The organism is Pelagibacterium sp. H642 (genome assembly GCF_031202855.1).
Taxonomy (GTDB): Bacteria; Pseudomonadota; Alphaproteobacteria; order Rhizobiales; family Devosiaceae; genus Pelagibacterium.
In genome coordinates this window covers 2,621,996-2,645,589 of sequence record NZ_CP101829.1, presented here as the reverse complement: position 1 = coordinate 2,645,589, position 23,594 = coordinate 2,621,996, and the positions used below count along the sequence as shown (strand labels likewise).

The window sequence follows — 23,594 nt, the reverse complement described above, 5'->3', positions numbered from 1 at the left end:
TCTCAAGTGGCACATCATCTCGATGCACTTTGCCTTATAATGCGCCAATCTCTCGCCACTTGGCAAACCATAGCGGCTCTGTGATAAGTCGTTAAACGGCAAAGATGTTGGAAGGACGATGCCAGCGCAACCGATAAATGTCAATAAGGCTGACATAAATTCCGCGATCTACGATTTCCCTGAAATGCCGATCGATATCATGGGGCTGTTCTTCTTCGCCTATCGTGATTTCGTGCGCGACGCCGATGCGCTGCTCGAGATGCAGGGCTTTGGGCGGGCCCATCACCGGGTGATCTATTTCGTCAATCTGCGGCCCGGCATGACGGTTGCCGACCTGCTCGACATCCTGCGCATCACCAAGCAGAGCCTGGCTCGCGTCCTGCGCCAGTTGATCGACAGCGGCTATGTCGCCCAGCGTCACGGGGAGACCGACCGTCGCCAGCGCCTGCTGTTCCCCACCGAAAAGGGCCGCGATTTCTTCGAAGTGCTAAGCGCCACACAGGCCCGCCGCATCGAGGCCGCCTTTTCGGCGCTCCCCGAGCACACCCGCGATTGCGTACGGCATTTCTTTGCCGAAATGACCGAACGCGGCGACCAGCAACTCCTGCGCACTCTGCGCCTCGTCGACCAATAATCAGGACTTTCCCCAAGTGGATTTCTTCAGCACGGCTTTCCTTGCCCTCGTGCAGGGCATCACCGAGTTCCTGCCCATCAGTTCCTCGGCCCATTTGATCCTGGGCCGCTGGCTGATGGATTTGCTGGGCATCGCCACCTCGACAATGACTCCCGCCGAGGAGCTGGCGCTCGATATCGCCCTGCATGTGGGCTCGCTCGGCGCGGTGATCGTCTATTTCTGGCGCGACGTGCTCATGCTGGCGATGGGGCTGATCGACGGCGTCACCGGCAAGGCCGGCCCGCGCTTTCGCACCCTGGCCGTCGTCATCGCCGCCTCGCTTCCCATCGTGGTCGTCGCCTTCCTCGCCAAGGACCTCATCACCGAATCCGGCCGCAACCTGCCCATCATCGCCTGGACGACGCTGATTTTCGGCGTTCTGCTCTGGTTCGCCGACCGACGCCCCGAACGGTCCGGCGATCTCGAGACGCTTTCCCTGCGCAACGCGATGATCGTGGGGCTCGCCCAGTGCATCTCGATCATCCCCGGCGTCTCGCGCTCGGGCATCTGCATGACGGCCGGCCGCTATGTCGGGCTGGACCGCCCGCTTTCCGCGCGGCTCGCCATGCTGCTCTCGATCCCCACGATCCTGGGCGCCGGGGTTCTGGCTGGCTACGATCTCTACAAGGCCGGAAATGCCGAGGTCACAGGCGATGCCATTTTCGGCGGGGTGCTTGCCTTCTTTGCCGCACTGGCCAGCATCGCCCTGCTCATGCAGTGGCTGCAGCGCCAGTCCTACACGCCCTTCGTGATCTACCGGATCGTGCTAGGCGTGCTCCTTCTGGGCCTGCTCGCGGCTGGGCTGGCCTGATACCGGCTGCGGGGCGGCAGGAACGGCAATGCCGCCGCCCTCGCCGTCCGCTGCGGACTGTTCGAGGTCACGCACCCATTCGCGCCACATCGAAACCAGCAGCGCCATCAGCACGGGGCCGACGAACAGGCCGACAAACCCCATTGTCTTGACCCCGCCGATAAGCCCGAAAAACGTCGGCAGGAACGGCAGCTTGATCGGCCCGCCCACCAGCTTGGGGCGCAGCGTCTTGTCGACGATGAACAGCTCCACCGAGCCCCAGACGAACAGCGCCAGCCCCTCGACGATCGAACCGCTGGCCACCAGATAGATCGACACCAGGGTGAACGAGAGCGGCGCCCCGCCGGGGATCATGGCCGCAACGCCGGTAATCACCCCCAGCAATACCGGAGATGGCGCGCCGGCCAGCCAATAGGCGATGCCCAAAACGATCCCCTCGCCGATGGCGATGATCGTCATGCCGGTGACCGTCGAGGAGATCGTCGCCGGCACCACGCGGGAAAGCCGCTGCCAGCGCACCGGCAGGATGCGTTCGCCGAACTTGTCGAGCTGGGCCGAAAGGCTCGCGCCGTCGCGATAGACGAACAACAGCGCGATCAGCATGAACAACAGGTTCAGCGCCAGGTCGAAGATCGTGCCGCCGGTGGCGAGGATCGTCTGGTAGATGTTGTAGACATTGGCCCCGCCGATCACCGTCACATATTGGCCCAGCGCGCCGGGCGCCCCGACATAGAGATCCCACTGCTCGGTTGCCCATTCGCCCACCAGCGGCAGGGTGGCGAACCAGTTCGGAGCGGCAGCGCCATTGGCGTTGGTCGCCATGATCCAGCTTATGAGCTGACGCGCCTCGTTGGTGGCGTAGGAAAGCGCCATCAGGATCGGTACGAGGATGAACAGCACGATCACCGCGATCATGATCGAGGCGGCCAGCGTGCGGTTGCCGCCCACTCCGCCCAGCACGCGGCGATAGATCGGCCAACTCGCGAACCCGATAATCAGCGCGGCAAGCACCGGCGCCAGAAAGCCGTGGAAGAAATAGACGCAGGCGAGAAGGATCAGAATAACCAGCCATCGTGCCAGCGACAGGGGCGGCACGAGCGCCGAGCGATTGGAACCGAGCAGCCGAGGCTCGCGCTCAGGGGTAGAAACGTCCAGCTTGGTCACATGCACCGTCCGGTTTTCGTTTCGGTCACCTATAGAGCGCTTGCGGGCAAAGTGGAAACCACTTTTGCGTATTCGCGAGCGTCAAAGGCGACGGTCCGGAACAGGATAAGCACCCCTTGGGCAACAGGAAAACCTTCTTTGCCCCATTCACATAAGTTTGCGACCGTTGGGCACGGGCTTGTCGATCGCCGCCAGAACGATGGCACCAGCCTCGTCCTCAAACCCAAGGGTCAGCACTTCCGAGCGCAACGGCCCGATCTGGCGCGGCGGGAAATTGACGACCGCCATCACCTGCCGCCCCACAAGTTCGTCGGGCGAATAGTGAACGGTAATCTGCGCCGAGGATTTCTTGATCCCGATTTCAGACCCGAAATCGATGATCAGGATGATCGCCGGCTTGCGCGCCTCCGGAAAGGGCCGCGCCTCTATGACCGTCCCCGTGCGGATATCGACCTTAAGGAAATCGTCAAAGGAAATCGTTTCGCTCATCGTCCCAGTTCTTCGCTTCTCTTGCGCGCCGCGTCCACCGCGCGCGCCATCAGCGCCGCCAGTCCGTCCGGTCCCATCAGCACATCGAGTGCCGCCTGCGTGGTGCCGTTGGGCGAAGTGACGTTCTTGCGCAATTGTTCGGCCGAACTTTCATCCGCCTCCATCAGCGCCGCGGCCCCGATCACCGTCTGCCGCGCCAGCGCCATCGCCGTCTCGGACGGAAGCCCCTGCGCCTCTCCGGCTCCGGCCATGGCCTCGACGAGATGGAAGACATAGGCCGGTCCCGACCCCGAAACCGCCGTCACCGCATCGATCAACGCCTCGTCCTCGACCCAGACCACCTCGCCTGCCGCCGCAAGCAAAGCACCGGTTAGACTCCGGTCCGCGTCCGTCACGGCGTCGCCGGAAAACGCCCCGGAAATCCCCTTGCCGATCTGGGCCGGCGTATTGGGCATGGTGCGCACCACCCGGTCCGTACCCAGCCCCTTCGCCAGTCTGCCTGATGAAATCCCGGCGGCAACCGAAAGCACCAGCGTATCGGCGCCCACCGCCGGCCGCACCGTTTCGAGGACCGTAGCCATCATCTGCGGCTTGACCGCAAGCACCACAACGCGCGGCGTTTCACCGGGAACCGTCTCGAGCAGCCGCGCCCCGTGTTCGGCGGCAAAGGCGGCAACGCTCTCATGCGGCTGCGGATCGACGAGCGTCAGCGATGCGCCCGGAAGCCCCGCGCGCACCCAGCCGGCCGCCATGGCCATCCCCATCTTGCCCGCGCCAACCAGCAGCACGGCCCCCGCATCGGCGAGAGTCATGCCTCACCCACGGTTTCGAACATCACCTCGGCCAGCGCGTCCGCCGCCGATTTTCCGGCCCAAACCACGAACTGGAAGGCTTGATAGTAAAGATCGCAGCTCTCGGTCGCCGAACGCAGCAGCGCTTCGCATTGCTGCGGAGACACCTCGGCCCCGCCCGAAAGCAGGTGCGAGTTGCGGAACAGCACCACGCCTTCCTTGTTCCAGATGTCGAAATGGCCGATCCAGAGCTGCTCGTTGATGAGCGAGATCAACTGCTTGATCTCCCCCCGCCGCGCTTCGGGCACCTTGAGGTCGAACGCGCATGCCAGATGCAGGGATTCCATTTCCTCCATCCAGTTGAACGAGACGTGGTAGTCGCTCCACCCGCCCTTGACGGAGATGGAAATCTCATCGGCATCCTGCCGCTCGAACGACCAGTCGTTGATCGCGGCGATATGCTCGATGATATCCACCGGGTGGATGGTCCGATCCAGTTCCAATTCAAGGAGAGACATGGCTGGCTCCGCACGCTCGTTGCGTTTGTTCGAAGATGCTGCGCCAGACAGGATGTCGGACGCACTACGCGGCACAACCGAACCGGCCAGACCGGAACCCAGGATGTACGAATCGTCGTTGATTTGACTCTACACCGGGGTCGCCGGACACACCCAGAAACGCGGGCGCAAAACCGGAATTCTCCTGTGGATGATCGGAGCAACGTGGTTAACGGGGTCTTAACGAAAGCCCCAATCCACAGGCCTCTGAGTGGCGAATTTCAAGGCCGGGAGAACGGACGCGTTCGGCACGCCGATCGCCTCTTTCTACCCTTCTCCCACCAGGGGAGAAGGGACCCCTGATGCATGCTTATGCGAGAAGTCAGAAGTTCCGTGTTCGCGTTCACCCCCTCTACCCTTCTCCCCTGGTGGGAGAAGATGGCTCGCGAAACGAGACGGACGAGGGGCGCGCTGAGCTTGCGTGAAACTGCGGCGCGGGCGCTTTCACCCCGTCAGCGCTGCCGCCCATGCTCCAGGTCGCGCGCCCATTTCTCGCTCCCGTGAGCCCGCGCGATGGCGGCCGCCGCCATGTTGTCATAGGCAACCTGACGCAAGTTGACGTGCCATTTGCCGGCCGATGTCTCGACGATCGCATAAGCCGCGGCCGGCGAAACCCGCCCGGCCGATTCAGGGTCGCCCATCGTAAAGGACGGACGACCAACGCTTCCGGGATTGAAGACGATCGTGCCGTCTCCGAGCGTCACCACGCGGGCCACATGGGTATGGCCGCAGCAATAGACCGGCAGCCGCTCGGCTGACAGTTCCGCTTCGATCTCTTCGTGCGTCGCGGCCCGGAACCCGGTCTTTTTGTCCTTGCGGTCCAGCCAATAGGTTTCATCGGAATTGGGCGAGCCATGCGAAAGAAAGATCGCATCCTCGAACACCTCGGTTTCAGGCAACGACCCGAGCCAATCCATGGCATCGCCCGCCAGCGACCTGAGCGTCGCCTTGTCGTGCTCGTCGAGATATTTGGGGTCTGCATCGAGCAGATAGCGGTCGGTGTTGCCCCGGATCGCCACCATGTCGAGTTCCGAGAGCATCGCCGCCACCTTGACCGGCTCCAATGGGCCGGCGAAATGGTCCCCGAGATTGAGGATCTTGTCGACCTCGTGCCGCGCGATATCGGCCAGCACCGCTTCGAGCGCCAGCGCATTGCCGTGCACGTCGGAAATGACAGCGACCCGCATCCCGGATCAGTCGGTCTTCTTGCGGCGCTTGAAGGCGTCGAGTTCGCGCCGCAGCGCCTCGATCTCTTCGCCCTGAATGGTCACCAACTCCCGCAGGGCGTCATAATCCTCGCGTTTGACGAGGTTGAGGTCGTTGACGACCCTCTCGAGTTGCCCTCTGAACGCGGTTTCCGCCTCGCGGCGCGCGCCATCGGCCATCGAGGCGGCATCGTTGATCAGCCGTCCCAGATCGTCGAAAAACTTTTGTCCCTGCGACATCGCTCGAAATCCTCTTGGCTCGGATTGGTCCGTTCACGACTATGTAGGGCGTCAGGGGCCGCTTGACCAGAGCCGGCCCGGACGGCATGGTCCGCTCGCCCTTCCTTCGTCCAAGAGCGATAACGTGCCATTCCCTGCAATCGATCCCGTCGCCTTCGCCATCGGCCCCATCGTCATCCGCTGGTACGCGCTCGCCTATCTCGCGGGCATCGCCCTGGGCGTGGGCTATGGCATGCTGATCCTCAAGCGCAAATCGCTCTGGGCCAAGGGCACGCCGCCCATGACGCCGGACGAGCTGTTCGATTTCACCTTCTGGATCGTGATCGGCATCATCGTCGGCGGCCGGCTGGGCTATGTGCTGTTCTATGATCCGCTCACCTTTGCCGCCAATCCCGCCCAGATCATCGCGCTTTGGGACGGCGGCATGAGCTTTCACGGCGGCGCCATCGGTCTGGCACTGGCCATGGCGATTTATCTGCGCCGCAAAGGGGCCAACATCCTCTCCGGCCTCGACCTTCTGGCCTGCTGCGCCACCATCGGCCTGTTCCTCGGGCGCGTGGCAAATTTCATCAACGCCGAACTCTATGGCTCGGTCACCACAATGCCCTGGGGCGTGATTTTTCCCGGCGCGGGCGAGCTGCCGCGCCATCCCAGCCAGCTCTACGAGGGCATTCTCGAGGGCATCGTCCTGTTCCTGGTCATCCGCTATTTCACCCACATCAAGCTCATCCTGCGCCAGCCCGGCACCGCCGCCGGCATCTTCTGCATCGGCTATGGCCTTTCGCGCATTTTCGTCGAGTTCTTCCGCCTGCCCGACAGCCATATCGGCTATCTCGCCTTTGGCTGGCTCACCATGGGCATGGTGCTTTCGGTACCGCTGGTGATCGGCGGCATCGCTCTTGTCGCGTGGGCCCAATCGCACCGCCGCCATGCCTGAGCAGGGCCTTTCCCTTGGCGATCTGATCGACATGCAGATCCGCCAGAACGGCCCCATGTCGCTGGCCACCTATATGGGGCTGTGCCTCACGCACCCCACGCGCGGCTATTACCGCAAGGCCGACCCGCTGGGGGTAAAGGGGGATTTCATCACCGCCCCGGAAATCAGCCAGACCTTCGGCGAAATGATCGGCGCATGGATTGCCGATCTCTATTTCCAGATGGGCGCCCCCGAAAAGTTCACCCTGCTCGAACTCGGCCCCGGTCGTGGCACGCTCATGGCCGACGCCCTGCGCGTCGCCACCCGCGCCACCGGCTTTGCCGCCGCTCTCGATCTCAAGCTCTACGAAACTAACCCCGTGCTCATCGCCATGCAGCGCGATCGGCTCGCCGCCTATGCCCCCGAATGGATCGACGAGGTGGAGACGATCGGCAGCGCGCCGCTGGTCGTGATCGCAAACGAGTTCTTCGACGCCCTCCCCATCCGCCAGTTCGTGCGCCGCAATGGCAAATGGTACGAACGCAGCGTCGGGCTCTCCCACGGCAAGCGCAGTTTCGGCCTCTCCCCCACCCCCTATGATGAAGCGCTGATCGGCGAAGCCTTCGCTACGGCGGACGAGGGCGAAGTGGCCGAAATCGGCCTGGCCGCCCAGCAATTCATGGGCCAGATCTGCCGTCTCATCGCCCCGCGCGGCGGCGCCATCCTTACGCTCGACTATGGCCATGCCGAAACCCAGCCGGGCGAAACCCTTCAGGCCCTCGCCCGCCATACCCATGTCGATCCGCTGGCCCAGCCCGGCGCCGCCGATCTCACCGCCCATGTGGATTTCGAAGCTTTGGGCCGCGCTGCGCGCATGGCTGGGTTGATCGTCTACCCCCTTGCCGAGCAGGGTCCGTTTCTATCATCCTTGGGACTGGCCGAGCGCCATTCCGCTCTGGCCACGGCAAACCCGGAAAAGGCCGCCTCCCTCGCAACGGCCTTCGATCGGCTCACCTCGCCCGATCAGATGGGAACGCTGTTCAAAGTCCTGTGCGCATCGAGCCCCGGCCTGCGGCCCGCGGGCTTTTCCGCGCAGTGACGTACTGCCCCAAGGAAAGCCAAGCCTCACATGCATCCGCCTTTCGAACAGAGCCCCACCCTTACCCGGATCGTCGGCATCCGCCACGGCTTCTTCGGCCGGCGCGGCGGCGTCTCGGACGGCGATTTCGCCTCGCTCAATGCCTCGCGCACCGTCGGTGACGATACCGCCAACGTCGTCGAAAACGTCCATCGCGCCGTGATGGCGCTCAAGGGTGGCCCCATCGAAGTGGCGCTGGGCAAGCAGGTCCACGGCACCGGTGTTCACATCGTCGAAAAGGCCTTCACGCCCGAAACCCGCCCGGAAGCGGACGCGCTGGTCACCACCCGTCCCGGCATCGCCCTGGGCATCCTCACCGCCGATTGCGCCCCCGTGCTCTTCGCCGACCCAGAAGCGGGCGTCATCGGCGCCGCCCATGCGGGCTGGAAGGGCGCCGTCTCCGGCATTCTCGCCCGCACTGTCGAGGCAATGGAAAGCCTCGGCGCTACCCGCTCCAACATCGTCGCAGCAATCGGCCCGACCATCTCCGCGGAAAACTACGAGATCGGTGAGGAGATGGCCACGACCATCCGCAACGACTTCCCCCAGGCCGCCGCCTTCATCGTCACCGACGGCTGGCCCAAGCCGCATTTCGACGTGCCGGGCCTCGTCCGCCACCAGGCCGAGGCCCTGGGCCTCAAATCGGTCGAAGCCGTCGGCGCCTGCACCTACGCCCATCCCGACCTCTACTTTTCCCACCGCTACGCCACCCACAACGGCATCGGCACGGGCCGGCAGATCGCGCTGATCGCCCGGGGGTGAACGAAATGGGGTGCAGATCGGCAACACCGTCACGCCCCCGTAGCCTTCATGCAAAAGTCATATTGAAGTCGGGCTCCCCAGGGGCTAAACGTCCGGCCAACAAACTCGGGGCATTGGCGGCCTTGGGTGTCAGGGCGACAGACAGAGGCTGACCATGAAGCTGGTGACGGGCAACTCAAACCTCACCGTGGCCAAGGCCGTATCCGACTATCTTGAAATTCCCCTCACCGACGCATCGGTCAAGAAATTCGCCGATAAGGAAATCTTCGTCGAGATCCACGAGAACGTGCGCGGCGAGGATGTTTTCATCCTCCAGTCGACCTCCTATCCGGCCAACGACCACTTGATGGAGATCCTGATTTTGATCGATGCGCTGCGTCGGTCCTCGGCCCGCCGCATCACCGCCGTGATGCCCTATTTCGGCTATGCGCGGCAGGATCGCAAATCAGCCTCGCGCACCCCGATCTCGGCCAAGCTCGTCGCCAATCTCATCACCCAGGCCGGCGCCAACCGCGTCCTCACCCTCGATCTGCACGCGCCCCAGATTCAGGGCTTTTTCGATATCCCCACCGACAACCTCTATGCGGCTCCGGTTCTCACCCGCGACATCGCCGAGAATTACGACACCTCCAAAGTAATGGTCGTGTCCCCCGATGTCGGCGGCGTGCTGCGCGCCCGTAACGTCGCCAACCGCATCGGTGCCCAGCTCGCCATCGTCGACAAGCGCCGCCCGCGCGCCGGCGTTTCCGAGGTGATGAACATCATCGGCGACGTCGAGGGCCAGTCCTGCATTCTGATCGACGATATCATCGATTCCGGCGGCACCCTGGTCAACGCCGCCGAGGCCCTGCTCAATGCCGGGGCCAAGGAAGTCTCCGCCTATATCACCCATGGCGTGCTCTCGGGCGAAGCGCCCCAGCGCATCGCCAATTCGCGGCTCAAGGAGCTGGTGACCACGGACTCCATCGAAATGACCGAGGCCGTCGCCAAGGTCGACAAGATCCGTCACATCTCGATCGCAACGCTCCTGGGCGAAGCGATCGCCCGCACCGCGTCCGAGCAGTCGGTCTCGAGCCTGCTCGACTGACCGACTCAAGCGGTTAACGAAGCCTTAACCGCCTCCTAAGCAGCCGCGCCAGCTGTTTCCCGCGCCCAGAATCCCTGACGCTCCATGGTTAAGCAAGAGCTAACCGGAAGCGGGGTTTTGACCCATGAGCGCGACTCAGCCACAAGCAACGTTTGCACGTGGAACCTTGGACTGGCTCCGGCATTTTCTGTTTTTACGGAAATTCCGGTGGGGCGAGCCAGCCATGACTGCGGGCACTGCGTATGTGGATATATCAGTGACCAAGCCCCCTATCCGTCACCCGCTGGTGGCACCGCGCTCGTCCGCCGACGGCGAACTCAAAGCTTTGCTCGATGAAATACCGACATGGTCGGACACCATGCTGGTGCACATGCACAAGCGGTTCGGCACCAGCCGGCTGTTCCGCGTGCATCATGCGTCCGATGGCGAGTTGACCGAACGCGCCAGGACCCTGCGCGCCGCCGCGCTCGAGGAAATGGACCGCCGCGGGCTTGCTCCGCTTGCCGACGAGGCCGATTGAGCGCGCGTCGCTGCCTCTTGCTCAAATCCGGCCTCTCCTATATAGACCGCCGCCATGAAGCGTTCGTCACCCCTGGAGGACGGGCGCGCATTCTGCGTTTTGCAGACTGCACCCAACCAATGGATGATTTCCATGAGCGTCGAGCTTAAGGCTTCGGTGCGGGACCGGGTGGGCAAGGGGGCCGCTCGTGAACTGCGTCGTCAAGGTCTGGTTCCTGCCGTTATCTACGGCGACAAGAAGGCCCCTCTTTCCATCGCCGTGTCCTATAAGGACACCTTCAAGAAGATTCATGACGGCGGCTTTCTTTCGCACGTCATCGAGATCGATGTGGACGGCGAAAAGCACCGCGTGATCCCCAAGGATTACCAGCTTGAACCCGTGCGCGATTTCCTCGTGCATGTGGACTTCCTGCGCGTGGGCAAGAATTCGACCCTGACGGTCGAAGTTCCGGTCCACTTCGAGAACGAGGAAAAGTCCCCCGGGCTCAAGAAGGGCGGCGTGCTTAACGTCGTTCGCCACACCGTCGAGGTGACCGTCCCCGCCGACCAGATCCCCGAATATCTCGTGGTCGACCTGACCGGCACCGAAGTTGGCGACTCGATCCACATCTCGGCCGTGACCCTGCCCAAGGGCGTCACCCCGACCATCACCGATCGCGACTTCACCATCGCCACTCTTGCGGCTCCGTCCGCCCTGCGCTCCTCTGAAGGCGAAGAGAGCGAAGAGGCCGGCGAAGCCGAAGGCGACAACGAAGAATAACCGGTTGGGGGCCGGCCTCCGGCCCCCTCCGCTTCCCGGAGAGATGCGATGCACCTGATCGTGGGGCTCGGCAATCCCGGCGCCGAATATGCCGCTCACCGGCACAATATCGGCTTTCTGGCCGTCGACGAGATCGCCCTCCAGCACTCTTTCCCACCCTTCCGCCAGAAATTTTCCGGCCTCGTCTCCGAGGGCGTGATCGATGGCGAAAAGGTCATGCTGTTAAAGCCGCAGACCTTCATGAACCGCTCGGGCGATTCCGTCGCCCAGGCCGCCCAATTCTATAAGCTCTCCCCCGCCGATATTTCCGTCATCCATGACGAGCTCGACCTCGCCCCCGGCAAGGTCCGCATCAAGGCCGGCGGCGGCAATGGCGGCCACAATGGCTTGCGCTCCATCGAAAGCCATCTGGGCAAGAATTTCATCCGCGTCCGTCTCGGCATCGGTCACCCCGGCCACAAGGACCGCGTCCATTCGCACGTGCTCTCCAACTTCCACAAAGCCGAAAACGAGTGGCTCGAGCCCCTGCTCGACGCCCTGGCCAAAAACGCCGGTCTGATCGCCAAGGGCGATTCCGCCGGCCTGATGAACAAGCTCGCCCTTGCCGTTCCCTCGGCCAGGTCCGAACCAAAAGCGGAAAAACCCGCCCCCCGCCAGCAAAGCCACATCCGCCAGGCCCGCCCGTCGTCGCCTCAAGCCAAGGTACCCGAAACCGGCCCCATGGCCGACATGCTCAAGAAGCTGTTCGGCAAGCGGGACTGAGCGCGAACATTCCCACGACGCCCATTGCCGCCTGACCACCTATGCCCCCATGCCGGCCTTGAGGCGGTAAAGCGCGTCTAGAATAGCTCAAATGCTGTAGTGCGCGCATCACGACTCTGGTTCGGTTCCTACCCCGTCCTTGGCCCTTCTCCTCCCCTCCTTCTTCAGCCCCTGTTTCCCTCTCCCTTGCTCCATTCCCCACCGTGTCGCCCCGGGCTTGACCCGGGGCAAGGTATGCGCGCCGCTCGTCTCCGCCCCCCTCACCACGCTCCACTGCGGAGGTCTCCAGCAGCCCATCTGCTTATCCCCATCATCACCCCAACCCCCAACCGTCATCCCGGCCTTGAGCCGGGATCCAGTACACTCAGCACCTGAGCCCAAGCCGCAACGCTTCCTCAGGAACCCTTCTCCCCTTGAGGGAGAAGGTGGATCGCCCGCAGGGCGAGACGGATGAGGGGTGCGCTGAGCCTCAACAACCGCCACGGTGGCCGCTGATATGCCGAGCCCCCCTCATCCCCAACCCTTCTCCCACCAGGGGAGAAGGGGGGCTTTAGGGACAGCGCCGATGTTTTTCCCGAGAGCCTGCCAGGGGCTACCCTTCTCCCCTGGTGGGAGAAGGTGGCCGCGAAGCGGTCGGATGAGGGGGCGCTGAGCTTCCACAGACACACGCGCAAAAACTTATCCCCGCCCCCTGCGCTTGCCCCATACTCCCCCTCACGACCCCGCGCATATGGACGCAAGCGCTACGAACGTTTGGGCAGGATCGGTTCGGGTTCCTCACGGGTCGCCGTGGGGAAGGCCCAAAGCGGACAGATGGCCGGATGTGGATAAAAGGTGTGAGCGGACCACCAATCCAATCACTCCCACGTCGCACCGGGGAAACCCGGAGGGGCAGCGGGAAATCATCGGCAACGGTGGCTTTTCCAACAACCCCCAGCCCGAGAAGCCGCCATAAGCCCAAAATCCCGGACGCATGGGGCGATGATCGCTTCATACTAACAAACTCAGCACGAGGCGTTCATCGCCCCATGCCGTCATCATCAACCTCCGAAGCCTTGCGGCTGTCGGCCGCTTCCACATGCCTTCTCTTGACTTCCAGCTCTCTCTGCACGAGGTAGTGCGCAACGATTTCCCCCGCGCTTTCCGCGCCATTTCCGAGGTTCCCCCATGGGCTTCAAATGCGGCATCGTCGGCCTGCCCAATGTCGGCAAATCGACGCTTTTCAACGCCCTCACCCAGACGGCGGCGGCCCAGGCCGCCAATTTCCCCTTCTGCACCATCGAGCCCAATGTCGGTGAAGTCTCCGTCCCCGACGAGCGGCTCGACAAGCTCGCCGAGATCGGCAAGTCCAAGGAGGTGATCCCCACCCGGCTCTCCTTCGTCGACATCGCCGGATTGGTCAAAGGCGCCTCCAAGGGCGAAGGACTGGGCAATCAGTTCCTCGCCAACATCCGCGAATGCGATGCCATCGCCTATGTGCTGCGCTGCTTTGAGAACGACGACATCGTCCACGTCGCCGGCAAGGTCGATCCCATAGCCGATGCCGAAGTTGTCGAAACCGAATTGATGCTGGCCGACCTGGAAAGTCTCGAAAAGCGCATCGGCGGCCTGGAAAAGAAAATTCGCGCCAACGACAAGGATGCCAAGCTCACCCTCGAACTGGTCAACCGCGCAAAAGCGCTGCTCGAAGATGGCAAGCCGGCTCGCCTCGTCGAACGTGCGCCCGACGAGGAAAAGGCGTTCAAGGAGCTCCAGCTCCTGACCGCCAAGCCGGTTCTTTACGTCTGCAATGTCGATGAAGCCGCCGCCGCGACCGGCAATGAACACACGGCCAAGGTCGAGGCTTACGCCAAGGAGCAGGACGCCCGCTCGGTGATCATCTGTGCCGAGATCGAAGCCGAACTCGCCGGCCTCGATGATGCCGACCGCCTCGATTACCTCTCCTCCCTTGGTCTGTCCGAACCCGGCCTCAACCGGCTGATCCGCGAGGGCTATAAGCTCCTGCACCTGCAGACCTATTTCACCGTCGGCCCCAAGGAAGCCCGCGCCTGGACCATTCCGGTGGGCACCAAGGCCCCCCAGGCGGCCGGTGTCATCCACTCCGATTTCGAACGCGGCTTCATCCGCGCCCAGACCATCGCCTATGAGGATTTCGTGACCTTGGGTGGCGAAGTCGCCGCCAAGGAAGCGGGCAAGGCGCGCGATGAAGGCAAGGAATACGTCGTCAAGGACGGCGACGTGATGCTCTTCAAGTTCAACACCTGATCTATTGCTCGGGCCTGCATCGCTTGCAGGCCCGAAATCCCGCCGCGACGCAGTCCTCAACAGTCTCGAAGAACCGGCAGTTCTTTTTGAGCGGCGTGCGCGACGGACATCCCATCGTGCAAAATATCCCCGTGGACCTCACACCGACGTAAGCTTGGCCAAGATAAGCGCGATCCCGCGCCGCAACCGAAGCGTAGAGGTGATCCACATCGATGATTTCAGCCATGGCAAACTCCTTTCCCCGCCACTAAAGCAGTGGCAGGAGAGAGCACGCGACCCGTTTTCCCCCGGAACTCGAACCAACAGGCTTCGTTGCCCGAACAAACGGGAGACTGCCATGCACGGTTACGCACGCTTCTTTGCCATGATCGCCACCTCGACCGTGGTGATGTTTGGGCTCATGTACCTCAATACCTACGCGCTCGATCACATCTTTTTCAGCGAAACCCGCGCCTATATGGCGCTGCTCATGGGCGCGGCGATGGCCATCATCATGCTCAGCTTCATGCTGGGAATGTACAAGAACACCGCTCTCAATATCGGCATCTACCTCGCCGCCATCTTGGTTTTTGCGGGCTCGCTCTACCTCGTCCGCTCGCAGGCGACCATCGAGGACGTGTCATGGATGCGCGCCATGATCCCTCATCATTCCATCGCCATCCTGACATCGGAAAATGCCAACCTCTCGGACCCGCGCGCTATCGATCTTGCCAATCGCATCATCGAGGCCCAGCGTAGCGAGATCGAAGAGATGAAGGCGTTGATCGCAGACCTCGAGCAATGAGCGGACGTCACTGCGCCGAGATTGATCGCCAAACAGTGGGCCATCCGCCGCCCTCTGCCTCTTGAGACTGCACGTGATTCGGCTACACATTGCCCCTCCAGCGGAACGGGAGCGAGCATGCACATCGACCTCAGCCTCATCGCCCCACCGCTCAAGACCATCCTCGGACGCTATCTCAGAACCGCCAAGCTGATCCTCGTTGCGGTGCTGGTCATCACCCTCTTGGGCTCGCTGGCCACCATCGCCGCGCCCTATCTCTTCTCGCGCCTCATCGACAGCATCGATGCCACCTCTCTCGCATCGGGCATTATCTGGGCCTTCATGGCCTATGCCCTTCTCATGGGCCTGGGCTTTGCCCTCCAGCGCATGTCGGCCTTTCTGACCTTCATGACCTCGGAGAGCCTCGACTTCGTTTCCTCGACAGCGTTCTTCGAACAACTTGTCGGCAAGGCATCATCATTCTTTCTCGACCACAACCCGGCCGAGATCCAAAGCGCCCAGCACAAGGGCGGGGATGCCCTCAACTTCGTCGTCCAGTTCAGCCTCGCCGCCCTTCTCCCCGGCATCGCGCAAGTGACCCTCAGCATCGTGATGCTCGGGACCGTGCTCGATCTCGATATTGCCCTGATCGTCCTCGTCTACGGCATGGTCTATATCGCGCTCGTCATGCATGCGACCCGCATCACGCGCATCCATCTCGATGCAGCCATCGAACATTCCCAGGAAAGCTCCAAATTCATCGGCAATGCCATTGCCGGCATGGATACGTTGCGCCAGTTCGGGTCGGACCGCTGGATGATCGGCCAGTTCACCGCCCGCCAGCAATCCTCCCTCGACTCCTGGCGCCGCTACGCCACCACCCAGGTGCGCTTCGCCGGCATCTTCGGCCTCGCCCTCACCGCGCAATTTGCCCTGACGCTCTGGCTTCTGGTCCCTCGCGTGGTGGAAGGTACGCTCACGGTCGGCGATCTCGTGCTGTTCAATACCCTGCTGCTGCAGCTCAACACGCCCTTCCAGATGGTCGGGCAGGCCATCCAGCAGGTCTCCCAATCCTATTCCCGCTTCCTTCCCTTCGCCCGCATGTGGCAGGCCGAATCCCACGACGACACCACCTCCGGGCAACCGCTCACCCTCACCGATGGAAGGGTGGTTTTCGAGGACGTGACCTATCGCTATCCCAACGGCCGCGGCGTCGAGGGCGCAGGCTTCGCGGCACGGCGGGGCACCGTGACCTACATCACCGGCGATACCGGCGCAGGCAAATCCACCCTGTTCAAGCTGCTGCTCAAGGCCATGCGCCCCCAGCAGGGCCGCATCCTCATCGACGGCACCGACCTCACCGAAATTTCCCGCGCCGATTGGTTCGCCCATGCCGCCGCCGTGCCGCAGGACGTGGTGCTGCTCAACGATACGCTGGCCACCAACATCGTACTCGGCCGCCCCCATGACGAGGCGCGCCTGCGCCGCGCCGCCGAGCGCGCCGCCATTCTCGATTTCATCGATGGGCTCGATGATGGTTTCCAGACCGTGGTTGGCGAACGCGGCCTCAAGCTTTCGGGCGGCGAGCGCCAGCGCATCGCCATCGCCCGCGCACTTTACGCCGATCCGGCCATCGTGCTGCTCGACGAAGCCAGCTCGGCCCTCGATGCCGAAACCGAAAAAGAGATCATGGATCAGTTGCGCCGCATCTGCGACGAGGTGACGATCATCGCCATCACCCATCGGCTGAGCGTCATCCGTCCCGAGGACACGGTGATCCGCATCGGCCCGCAAGTGCAATGACCAAGGCTGCGACAGCCGCTCCTCTTGCCGGCCAACCATCCTTGGGGCACAATCGGATTGACGTAAAGGGCAGCAGGATGACCAATCCGATAACGCGAGATCGACGCCATTTCGAGGACTTGAAGGTCGGGGAAACCGTGACGCTGGGTCCGCGCACGGTCAGCAAGGCCGACATCATCGAATTCGCCACCGAGTTCGACCCCTTCCCCTTCCATCTCGATGAAAAGGCAGCCAAGGCCAGCCTTCTGGGCGGCCTGGCCGCGAGCGGGTGGCAGACCGGAGCGCTCTCGCTGCGCATGCTGGTCGATACCTTCCTTTCCAAGGTCGCCTCCATGGGCGGTCTGGGCTTTACCGACCTCAAATGGAAGCGTCCGCTGATGAAGGGCGACACGCTTTCCGGGACGGCGACAGTCACCTCCCTGCGCCGCTCGGCCAGCCATCCCGAAATGGGCATCCTCACCGTCGCCTTCGACATGCGCAACCAAAAAGGCCAGCAGGTGATGACCCTCAACCTCACCAATCTCGTCGAAGTTCGCGATCCCTCGGCACCCATCCCGGAGGCCGCCCAATGACCCGCTGGTTCGAAGACGTCAGCCTCGATACGGCCTATGATCTTGGCAGCCACACCTTCACCCAAGCCGAGATCATCCGCTTCGGCAAGCTCTATGATCCTCAATATTTCCATGTCGATCCCGAAGCCGCGCGCCACTCTCATTTCGGCGGCCTCGTCGCTTCGGGCTGGCATACGGTCAGCGTCGGCCATCGCCTGATGGTCGACCGGTTGGAAGCCGAGGAAGATATCGTCCGCGCCGAAGGCGGTGAGCCCGGCGTGTCCGGCCCCTCACCCGGGGTCAACCGCATGGATTTCAAGGCACCCGTCCGCGCCGGCGATACCGTCGGCTATACCCTGACGGTCACCGGCAAGCGTCCGTCGAACTCAATTCCCGGCTGGGGCCTGCTCTTCAATCTTCTCGAAGCGCACAACCAACACGGCGAACTCGTCTATTCGGCCGATCTGGTGGGCTTTTCCAAGCTGCGAGACTACAAAATGCCGCTCAAGGTCAAAGCCGCAATGGCCCTCGCCAGGGTGCCAGGTCTCAAGACACTGGCCCGCAGATGAGCCCGTTCCAGCGCATTGCGATAGCCATCGCCGGCTTGCTCGGCGCATCGGGCGTTGCCGCCGCGGCGGCCTCGTCCCATGTGGGCGCCACCTTGCTCGGCCCTTACGCACTGATCGCGCTGACCCACGCCCCAGCGATTCTCGCCCTGGCGCTGGCGCCGCTGCCGCGCCTGTTCGACTTTTCCTTAGCCGCTCTCCTCATCGGTGCTGTCGTTTTTTGCGGCGATCTCGCCGCCCGGCATTTCCTGGGCGCCTCGCCCCTCCCGCTGCTGGCCCCCATCGGCGGACTAGCGCTGATCGCCGGCTGGCTTCTCGTCATCGTTGCGGGTCTCTTTTCCCGACGCTGTTGACAGGATGATTTTCCTGTGTTTTCATGCGCTCGTTCACAAACGCTCCGAGGTCGCGACTCCAATGATCTGATACCGTAACGCGTCAGCGCAGATGCCCAGGCACGCCTGCCCATTGTCCGGCAGGCTCCAAGAGCGCAGCGATGCGAGGATATCGGATTTGTGGAAGTCGCTGGTGAACTTATCTCCAGCTTTATTGAGATAGACCCGTTCGTTCTCCTGACCGGAAACGAAACAAAACAGGCATATAAGTGCCTACAATAGCGGCCTTCTCTGCTTCCTTCGCCTTTCCTGCTCACAAGCTCTCGCCTGCGTCGCGGCGGCGATGCCCTCGCGACTTTCGAGCATTCTGCGCTGCGCGCAACCTCTCGAAACAAGCAAAGGCTGTTCGCGGAGAGCAACGCTTGTCCGCCGACGCAGCTCCACCCGTAATCCGCCGATCTCTTCACGCGGACACGGTATCGTTTTGACTGTTAGGATTTTAATCCTAACAAGGAGGTTTCGCATGAAAGGCAAAATGTACAAGCTCACCGGCACTGGACGGTTCGGCAAGTCCCCTCTCCCCAAAGGGCCGCGGCAAGGTCCGCCAGTGCCGGTACGGCACAGGGCCAGGATCGAGGATCATCTGCCCCGCACCGACAGCGTCCCGCTGCCCCTGCCCGATAAACTCAGGGGCAAGTAGCTACGGCCGGCGTCCGCGCCGGCCTTTTCTTTGGCCGTCCCCGCTCGGTCATACCTCGCCGGGTGCCAGACCGCCGGCGCCGCACAATATCGCGGCACTACCTAAAATAATTATATCTTAGTAATATAACATAAATTGCGAGACAATTGACTTTCTTCCAGTTCCGCGAGCAGAATTTCAGAAGTCGCATAGTAAAAATATTATACGATTAAAGGTGAGGAGAGAGAAATGTTTCGTTATCGGAAGGTCGCGTTGGTGATCGCCGCTTTACTCGCGGCCCCAAATGCGATGGCGCAGGACAATCCAGCGCAAATATTGGGAGAAGAAAGACTGCAATCGCTTATGGAGCGCACCGCTCCCCTCGACATGACCGAAGGCAGCGCCTTGCCCCATTTCATCGCCGACCCGGCTTGGCCAAAGCCTCTGCCCAACAACTGGACCTTCGGACAGATTGCCGGCGTCTATGTCGACAATGACGACAATATCTGGGTCTTGCAGCGCTCGCGTTCATTGACCACCGAGGAGGCGGGCCGGCTCGAGGCTGTGGGCGAAAACGCCGAGGGCGAACAGGTCAGCGCCCTGGGCCATCCGCGTCCGTTCGGTCCGATCACCGATTGCTGCACGCCTGCTCCCGCCGTCATGCAGTTCGACCAGGAGGGAAATCTTTTGCAGGCCTGGGGCGGCCCATCGGATGGCGATTTTCTTCAAACCGCCTGCCGCCAGGAGGACGGTTGTTTCTGGCCGGCCAACGAGCACGGCATCTATGTCGACCACAACGATTTCATCTATATCGGCTCGAACGGCAACGGCTCGGGCGATACCCCATGGGCCAGCGCCAATGGCTGGGACGGACACGTGCTCAAATTCACCATGGAGGGCGAGTTCGTCTTGCAGATCGGCGCCACCGGAGCCCAAGCACCCGACAGCAATGACACCGATGGCGGCATAAACGGCACGCCGCAATTGTTCCGCCCCGCCGACATGGTCGTCGATCCCGAGACCAACATCCTCTATATCGCCGATGGCTATGGCAACAATCGTGTGGTCGCCGTCGACGCGGAAACGGGCGAGTATGTTGGCCATTTCGGAGCCTACGGACAGAACCCGGTGGACGACGAGGTCGCTGACAATTCGGGCACTTTTGCGGAGGACCTGGCCACCGGCGAAACCCCGCGTCCTGGCTTCTTCCGCAATCCGGTCCATTGCGTGGAGATTTCCGATGATCGGATGCTCTATGTCTGCGATCGAGGCAACAACCGCATTCAGGTATTCGATCTCGCCGAGCTTGGCCAACCGTGCGACAATCCCGATGGCGAAGCGGGACTATGCGGCTTTGTCGAAGAGCAGTTCGTGAGCGTGGAAACCCGCACGACTATTCCGGGCACCGCGGTGTCGGTGAACTTTTCGGCCGATGACGGCCAGACCTGCCTTTATGTCGGCGACAACTCCAACATGACCATTTACGTGCTCAACCGCGACACGCTGGGCGAACTCGCCCGCTTCGGCCGTCCTGGACAGGGCGTTGGCGAGTTCCATTGGCTGCACAACGTCGCCGTCGACAGTTCGGGGAATATCTATACGGGCGAGGTCGATACCGGCAAACGCGCCCAGCGCTTCATCCGTTATGGCGAAACCGGCTGTAGCGGTGAAGGTGATACCGTCGGCGGCGTCCTACTCTCGGCAGCCGAGTAACCGCAACTGTGAACGGGCGGCATGTCCGCCCGTCCCCTAATGGCCTTCGAAGGCCATCAGCGCCTCGACGGCAACGCCCTGGCTGCGCAGCTTGTCGGCACCGCCGATATCGGGAAGGTCGATGACGAAAGCCGCGTGTTCGGCCTTCGCGCCGGTCCGCCGCAACAGGGAAATCGCGGCGATGGCGGTTCCGCCCGTGGCGATCAGATCGTCCACCAGCAGCACATTGTCACCCGAGCCAACCGCATTGGCGTGGATCTCGATGGTATCGACGCCGTATTCGAGCGCGTAGTTCTGGCCGATCGTTTCGCCAGGCAGCTTGCCCGCCTTGCGCACCGGCACGAACCCCACGCCCAGTGCGATCGCCACGCCCGCTCCAAAAATGAAGCCTCGCGCCTCGATGCCGGCCACCTTGGTGATGCCTCTGTCCCGATGGGCGTTGGCCAGCAATTCGCAGCTCTCGCGAAAACCGTCCGAATCCTCGATCAGCGAAGTGATATCGCGAAAGATGATGCCTGGCTTGGGATAATCGGGAATCGAGCGCACGAGCGCCTTGAGATCGGTCGGCATGGGCGAGCCTTTATGGAAGATGGGCACCACAGTGCCGATATGAAGGGAGCGGAAATCGTCAGAAGTAGCGATTGGGCGGCACCACGCGGGCGGTCATCTCGCCGGCCTTGCGCGCGGCGCGCTTGGTGGCTTCGTAAGCCGCAGCCTTGCGCTCCTCGGAAATCAGATGCGGCGCCGCCTTGACGGCAGAGCGGACCAAGGGACTGCGGCTTGCCGCTAGGGCCAGAAGCGCCACTGTCTTTGCTACGCGAATGGCGGACATGGGTGTTCTCCGCATGGACCGGACGCGCCATACAATGAAGAAATCATGCTCTCCGGGCAAGAGCGCGAGATACAAAAAAGGGGCCCGAAGGCCCCTTTCGATCAATCGTGAATGTCGCGCCAGATGCGGCGCTTGACCAGATACATGAGCACCGCCAGGACGATCAGGAAGATGATGACCTTAAAGCCGGTCGCCTTGCGCTCGACCATGTGCGGATCAGCCGTCCATTGCAGGAACGCTGCGATGTCGAGCGCATACTGCTCCACCGTCTCGGGGGTTGCCTCGTCGTCGTAGCTGATAAGGCCGTCGCTCAGCGGCGGCGCCATGGCGATCAAATGGCCGGGGAAATATTCATTGTAGTACTGACCGGCCGGCACCTCGGTACCCTCGGGCGCCTCGGTATAGCTGGTAAGCAGGTTGTAGATATAGTCAGCACCCGCCTCCTGATAGGCGGTGAAGTAGTTGAAGACCCACCAGGGGAAATCCATGTGGATCCCGCGCGCCTTGGCCATCAGGGACAGGTCGGGCGGGAAGGCGCCACCATTGGAATCGCGGGCGATCTGTTCGCTGGCGAACGGGTTCGGCCAGCGGTCGGCGGGCACGCCTTCGCGCTCGCCGCCTTCGGCAGTCTCATCGGCAATGGTGAACTCGGCAGCCAGCGCACGCACCTGATCTTCCGAATATTCCGGGCCACCGGGCTCGGAGAGATTGCGGAAGGCGATGAAATCAAGGCCATGGCAGCTTGAGCACACTTCCCGGTAGATATGGAATCCGCGCCGAAGCTGGTTCTGGTCGTAAGTGCCGAACACGCCGGCAAAGCTCCAGTCCTGCTGCTCGGTGTGCGCGTTTTCTTCCGCCGCTTGCACCGTGGCGCTGCCAAGGGCGACTGCTGCGAGGGCGAGTACACCAAGGATCGTCTTTTTAAGCATCATTGTTGTCCTTCGCTCCCGATCAGCCATTGGCCTTGCCAAGCACGCTTTCCGAAATGCTCGCCGGCAGCAGGGCGGGCCTTTCGATGCGTCCGAGAACCGGGAGAATGATCAGGAAGTAGGCGAAATAATAGGCCGTGGAAATCTTGGCCAGCAGCACATAGATGCCTTCCGCCGGCTGCGCGCCGAGATAGGCGAGCACGATGAAGTTGACCACGAACAGCCAGTAGAACGGACGGAACAGCGGACGGAACGATCCCGAGCGCACCTTGGAGCTATCCAGCCAGGGCAGCGCGAAGAGGATCAGCAACGAGCCGGCCATCACGATGACGCCACCGAGCTTGGAGTCGATGAACAGCACGTTGAAGTCGATGGCCCGCAGCATGGTGTAGAACGGCAGCAGATACCATTCAGGCACGATATGCGCCGGCGTCACCTGCGGATTGCCGGGAATGTAGTTGTCGGCGTGACCGAGGATGTCGGGCGCAAAGAACACGAACCAGGCGAACGGGATCAGGAACAGAACGACCGCGAACAGATCCTTCATCGTGATGTAGGGGTGGAACGGCAGCGTGTCGCGGCTGTCCTTGACCTCTACGCCGGTGGGGTTGTTGTTGCCCGGAACGTGCAGCGCCCAGATGTGCAGCACAACCACCGCCGCGATGATGAACGGGATAAGGTAGTGCAGCGAGAAGAAGCGGTTGAGCGTGGGATTGGCCACCGAGAAACCGCCCAGCAACAGCGTCTGCAGCGCCTCGCCCACCACCGGGATGGCCGAGAAGATGCCGGTGATCACCGTCGCGCCCCAAAGGCTCATCTGCCCCCAGGGAAGCACGTAACCCATGAAGGCCGTAGCCATCAGCAGGATGAAGAGAATAACGCCCAGCATCCAGATCACTTCGCGCGGGGCCTTGTAGGACCCGTAATAGAGGCCACGGAAGATATGGACATAGACCGCCGCAAAGAACATCGAGGCGCCCACCGCATGGGTGCCCTGGATGATGCGGCCGTAATTGACGTCACGCCGGATGTGCTCGACCGAGGCAAAGGCCAGGTCCACATGCGGGGTATAGTGCATCACAAGGATGACGCCGGTCACGATCTGGATGACCAGCATGAAGGTGAGGATGGCGCCGAAGGTCCACCAATAGTTGAGGTTCTTCGGCGTGGGATAGTCCATCAGATGTTCTTTGGAGAACCTGATGATCGGAAGCCGTTCATCGAGCCAGCGCTCGATTCCGGTGCCCGGCGTGTAATTGCCAGCGTGATTGGCCATGCCCTCTACTC

General features: G+C 62.3%; 28 protein-coding genes. 17 read left to right on the top strand and 11 right to left on the bottom strand.

Features of this window, described 5'->3' with window-relative positions:
• Positions 1 to 184: 184 nt before the first annotated feature.
• Together NO934_RS13000 and NO934_RS12995 are read left to right on the top strand one after the other, a co-directional pair.
• Positions 185 to 634, top strand: coding sequence for a MarR family transcriptional regulator (locus NO934_RS13000; RefSeq protein WP_309160391.1), 450 nt, complete (start codon positions 185 to 187; stop codon positions 632 to 634).
• 16 nt (positions 635 to 650) lie between these two features.
• Positions 651 to 1,484, top strand: coding sequence for an undecaprenyl-diphosphate phosphatase (locus NO934_RS12995; protein WP_309160390.1), 834 nt, complete (start codon positions 651 to 653; stop codon positions 1,482 to 1,484).
• Here the strand turns inward: NO934_RS12995 and NO934_RS12990 are convergent.
• From NO934_RS12990 to NO934_RS12965, 6 genes are all read right to left on the bottom strand, one after another.
• The gene (locus tag NO934_RS12990) at positions 1,440 to 2,648 is read right to left on the bottom strand and encodes an AI-2E family transporter (RefSeq protein ID WP_375143256.1); all 1,209 of its coding nucleotides are present in this window, start codon (positions 2,646 to 2,648) and stop codon (positions 1,440 to 1,442) included. The two genes, NO934_RS12995 and NO934_RS12990, sit on opposite strands and share 45 nt — an antisense overlap.
• A 147-nt stretch (positions 2,649 to 2,795) precedes the next feature.
• Complete coding sequence (locus NO934_RS12985; RefSeq protein ID WP_309160389.1) at positions 2,796 to 3,137, bottom strand: tRNA-binding protein; 342 nt, start codon at positions 3,135 to 3,137, stop codon at positions 2,796 to 2,798.
• Positions 3,134 to 3,949: a pyrroline-5-carboxylate reductase gene (gene proC, locus NO934_RS12980; protein WP_309160388.1), complete on the bottom strand. Its 816-nt coding sequence runs from the start codon at positions 3,947 to 3,949 to the stop codon at positions 3,134 to 3,136. The genes NO934_RS12985 and proC overlap by 4 nt, the downstream gene beginning before the upstream one ends.
• A complete protein-coding gene (locus NO934_RS12975; protein ID WP_309160387.1) occupies positions 3,946 to 4,446 on the bottom strand; it encodes a YbjN domain-containing protein in 501 nt (166 codons plus the stop codon). Before NO934_RS12975 ends, proC begins: the two co-directional genes overlap by 4 nt.
• Positions 4,447 to 4,937: 491 nt before the next feature.
• Positions 4,938 to 5,672 (bottom strand): metallophosphoesterase family protein, encoded by a 735-nt coding sequence (locus tag NO934_RS12970; RefSeq protein ID WP_309160386.1) that lies wholly within the window; start codon positions 5,670 to 5,672, stop codon positions 4,938 to 4,940.
• Between the two features lie 6 nt (positions 5,673 to 5,678).
• Positions 5,679 to 5,930, bottom strand: a complete 252-nt coding sequence (locus tag NO934_RS12965; RefSeq protein WP_309160385.1) for an accessory factor UbiK family protein — start codon at positions 5,928 to 5,930, stop codon at positions 5,679 to 5,681.
• A 124-nt stretch (positions 5,931 to 6,054) separates the two neighbouring features.
• On the opposite strand from NO934_RS12965, the gene lgt reads away from it, so the two are divergent.
• From lgt to ychF, 8 genes are all read left to right on the top strand, one after another.
• On the top strand, positions 6,055 to 6,867 hold the full coding sequence (lgt, locus tag NO934_RS12960; protein ID WP_309160384.1) for a prolipoprotein diacylglyceryl transferase: 813 nt from the start codon (positions 6,055 to 6,057) through the stop codon (positions 6,865 to 6,867).
• A complete protein-coding gene (locus NO934_RS12955; RefSeq protein WP_309160383.1) occupies positions 6,830 to 7,945 on the top strand; it encodes an SAM-dependent methyltransferase in 1,116 nt (371 codons plus the stop codon). The genes lgt and NO934_RS12955 overlap by 38 nt, the downstream gene beginning before the upstream one ends.
• Before the next feature lie 30 nt (positions 7,946 to 7,975).
• Positions 7,976 to 8,746, top strand: a complete 771-nt coding sequence (pgeF, locus tag NO934_RS12950) for a peptidoglycan editing factor PgeF (RefSeq protein WP_309160382.1) — start codon at positions 7,976 to 7,978, stop codon at positions 8,744 to 8,746.
• A 154-nt stretch (positions 8,747 to 8,900) separates the two neighbouring features.
• On the top strand, positions 8,901 to 9,833 hold the full coding sequence (locus NO934_RS12945; RefSeq protein WP_309160381.1) for a ribose-phosphate pyrophosphokinase: 933 nt from the start codon (positions 8,901 to 8,903) through the stop codon (positions 9,831 to 9,833).
• A gap of 256 nt (positions 9,834 to 10,089) precedes the next feature.
• Positions 10,090 to 10,353: a hypothetical protein gene (locus tag NO934_RS12940; RefSeq protein WP_309160380.1), complete on the top strand. Its 264-nt coding sequence runs from the start codon at positions 10,090 to 10,092 to the stop codon at positions 10,351 to 10,353.
• 132 nt (positions 10,354 to 10,485) lie between these two features.
• On the top strand, positions 10,486 to 11,112 hold the full coding sequence (locus tag NO934_RS12935; protein WP_375143255.1) for a 50S ribosomal protein L25/general stress protein Ctc: 627 nt from the start codon (positions 10,486 to 10,488) through the stop codon (positions 11,110 to 11,112).
• A gap of 48 nt (positions 11,113 to 11,160) precedes the next feature.
• On the top strand, positions 11,161 to 11,874 hold the full coding sequence (gene pth / locus NO934_RS12930; RefSeq protein WP_309160379.1) for an aminoacyl-tRNA hydrolase: 714 nt from the start codon (positions 11,161 to 11,163) through the stop codon (positions 11,872 to 11,874).
• A gap of 1,167 nt (positions 11,875 to 13,041) precedes the next feature.
• A complete protein-coding gene (ychF, locus tag NO934_RS12925; protein ID WP_309160378.1) occupies positions 13,042 to 14,139 on the top strand; it encodes a redox-regulated ATPase YchF in 1,098 nt (365 codons plus the stop codon).
• 1 nt (position 14,140) lies between these two features.
• Here ychF and NO934_RS12920 read toward each other — a convergent pair whose 3' ends face one another.
• Positions 14,141 to 14,365 (bottom strand): Ada metal-binding domain-containing protein, encoded by a 225-nt coding sequence (locus tag NO934_RS12920; RefSeq protein ID WP_309160377.1) that lies wholly within the window; start codon positions 14,363 to 14,365, stop codon positions 14,141 to 14,143.
• Between the two features lie 111 nt (positions 14,366 to 14,476).
• Between NO934_RS12920 and NO934_RS12915 the strand changes: the two genes are divergently transcribed.
• The 7 genes from NO934_RS12915 (at position 14,477) to NO934_RS12885 (ending at position 20,546) form a co-directional block, all read left to right on the top strand.
• Complete coding sequence (locus NO934_RS12915) at positions 14,477 to 14,923, top strand: DUF305 domain-containing protein (RefSeq protein WP_309160376.1); 447 nt, start codon at positions 14,477 to 14,479, stop codon at positions 14,921 to 14,923.
• 117 nt (positions 14,924 to 15,040) lie between these two features.
• Positions 15,041 to 16,705: an ABC transporter ATP-binding protein gene (locus NO934_RS12910; protein ID WP_309160375.1), complete on the top strand. Its 1,665-nt coding sequence runs from the start codon at positions 15,041 to 15,043 to the stop codon at positions 16,703 to 16,705.
• 77 nt (positions 16,706 to 16,782) lie between these two features.
• Positions 16,783 to 17,277, top strand: coding sequence for a MaoC family dehydratase (locus tag NO934_RS12905; RefSeq protein ID WP_309160374.1), 495 nt, complete (start codon positions 16,783 to 16,785; stop codon positions 17,275 to 17,277).
• Positions 17,274 to 17,825, top strand: coding sequence for a MaoC/PaaZ C-terminal domain-containing protein (locus NO934_RS12900; protein ID WP_309160373.1), 552 nt, complete (start codon positions 17,274 to 17,276; stop codon positions 17,823 to 17,825). The genes NO934_RS12905 and NO934_RS12900 overlap by 4 nt, the downstream gene beginning before the upstream one ends.
• Positions 17,822 to 18,175 (top strand): DUF423 domain-containing protein, encoded by a 354-nt coding sequence (locus NO934_RS12895; protein WP_309160372.1) that lies wholly within the window; start codon positions 17,822 to 17,824, stop codon positions 18,173 to 18,175. Before NO934_RS12900 ends, NO934_RS12895 begins: the two co-directional genes overlap by 4 nt.
• A gap of 502 nt (positions 18,176 to 18,677) precedes the next feature.
• Positions 18,678 to 18,854 (top strand): hypothetical protein, encoded by a 177-nt coding sequence (locus tag NO934_RS12890; protein WP_309160371.1) that lies wholly within the window; start codon positions 18,678 to 18,680, stop codon positions 18,852 to 18,854.
• A 228-nt stretch (positions 18,855 to 19,082) separates the two neighbouring features.
• Positions 19,083 to 20,546, top strand: coding sequence for a hypothetical protein (locus tag NO934_RS12885; protein ID WP_309160370.1), 1,464 nt, complete (start codon positions 19,083 to 19,085; stop codon positions 20,544 to 20,546).
• A gap of 36 nt (positions 20,547 to 20,582) precedes the next feature.
• Here the strand turns inward: NO934_RS12885 and apt are convergent, their stop codons facing one another.
• From apt to NO934_RS12865, 4 genes are all read right to left on the bottom strand, one after another.
• Positions 20,583 to 21,116, bottom strand: a complete 534-nt coding sequence (gene apt / locus NO934_RS12880) for an adenine phosphoribosyltransferase (protein WP_309160369.1) — start codon at positions 21,114 to 21,116, stop codon at positions 20,583 to 20,585.
• A gap of 58 nt (positions 21,117 to 21,174) precedes the next feature.
• Positions 21,175 to 21,378, bottom strand: coding sequence for a hypothetical protein (locus NO934_RS12875; protein WP_309160368.1), 204 nt, complete (start codon positions 21,376 to 21,378; stop codon positions 21,175 to 21,177).
• 101 nt (positions 21,379 to 21,479) lie between these two features.
• A complete protein-coding gene (locus tag NO934_RS12870; protein WP_309160367.1) occupies positions 21,480 to 22,307 on the bottom strand; it encodes a cytochrome c1 in 828 nt (275 codons plus the stop codon).
• A gap of 22 nt (positions 22,308 to 22,329) precedes the next feature.
• Positions 22,330 to 23,583, bottom strand: coding sequence for a cytochrome b N-terminal domain-containing protein (locus NO934_RS12865; RefSeq protein WP_309160366.1), 1,254 nt, complete (start codon positions 23,581 to 23,583; stop codon positions 22,330 to 22,332).
• Positions 23,584 to 23,594: the final 11 nt, after the last annotated feature.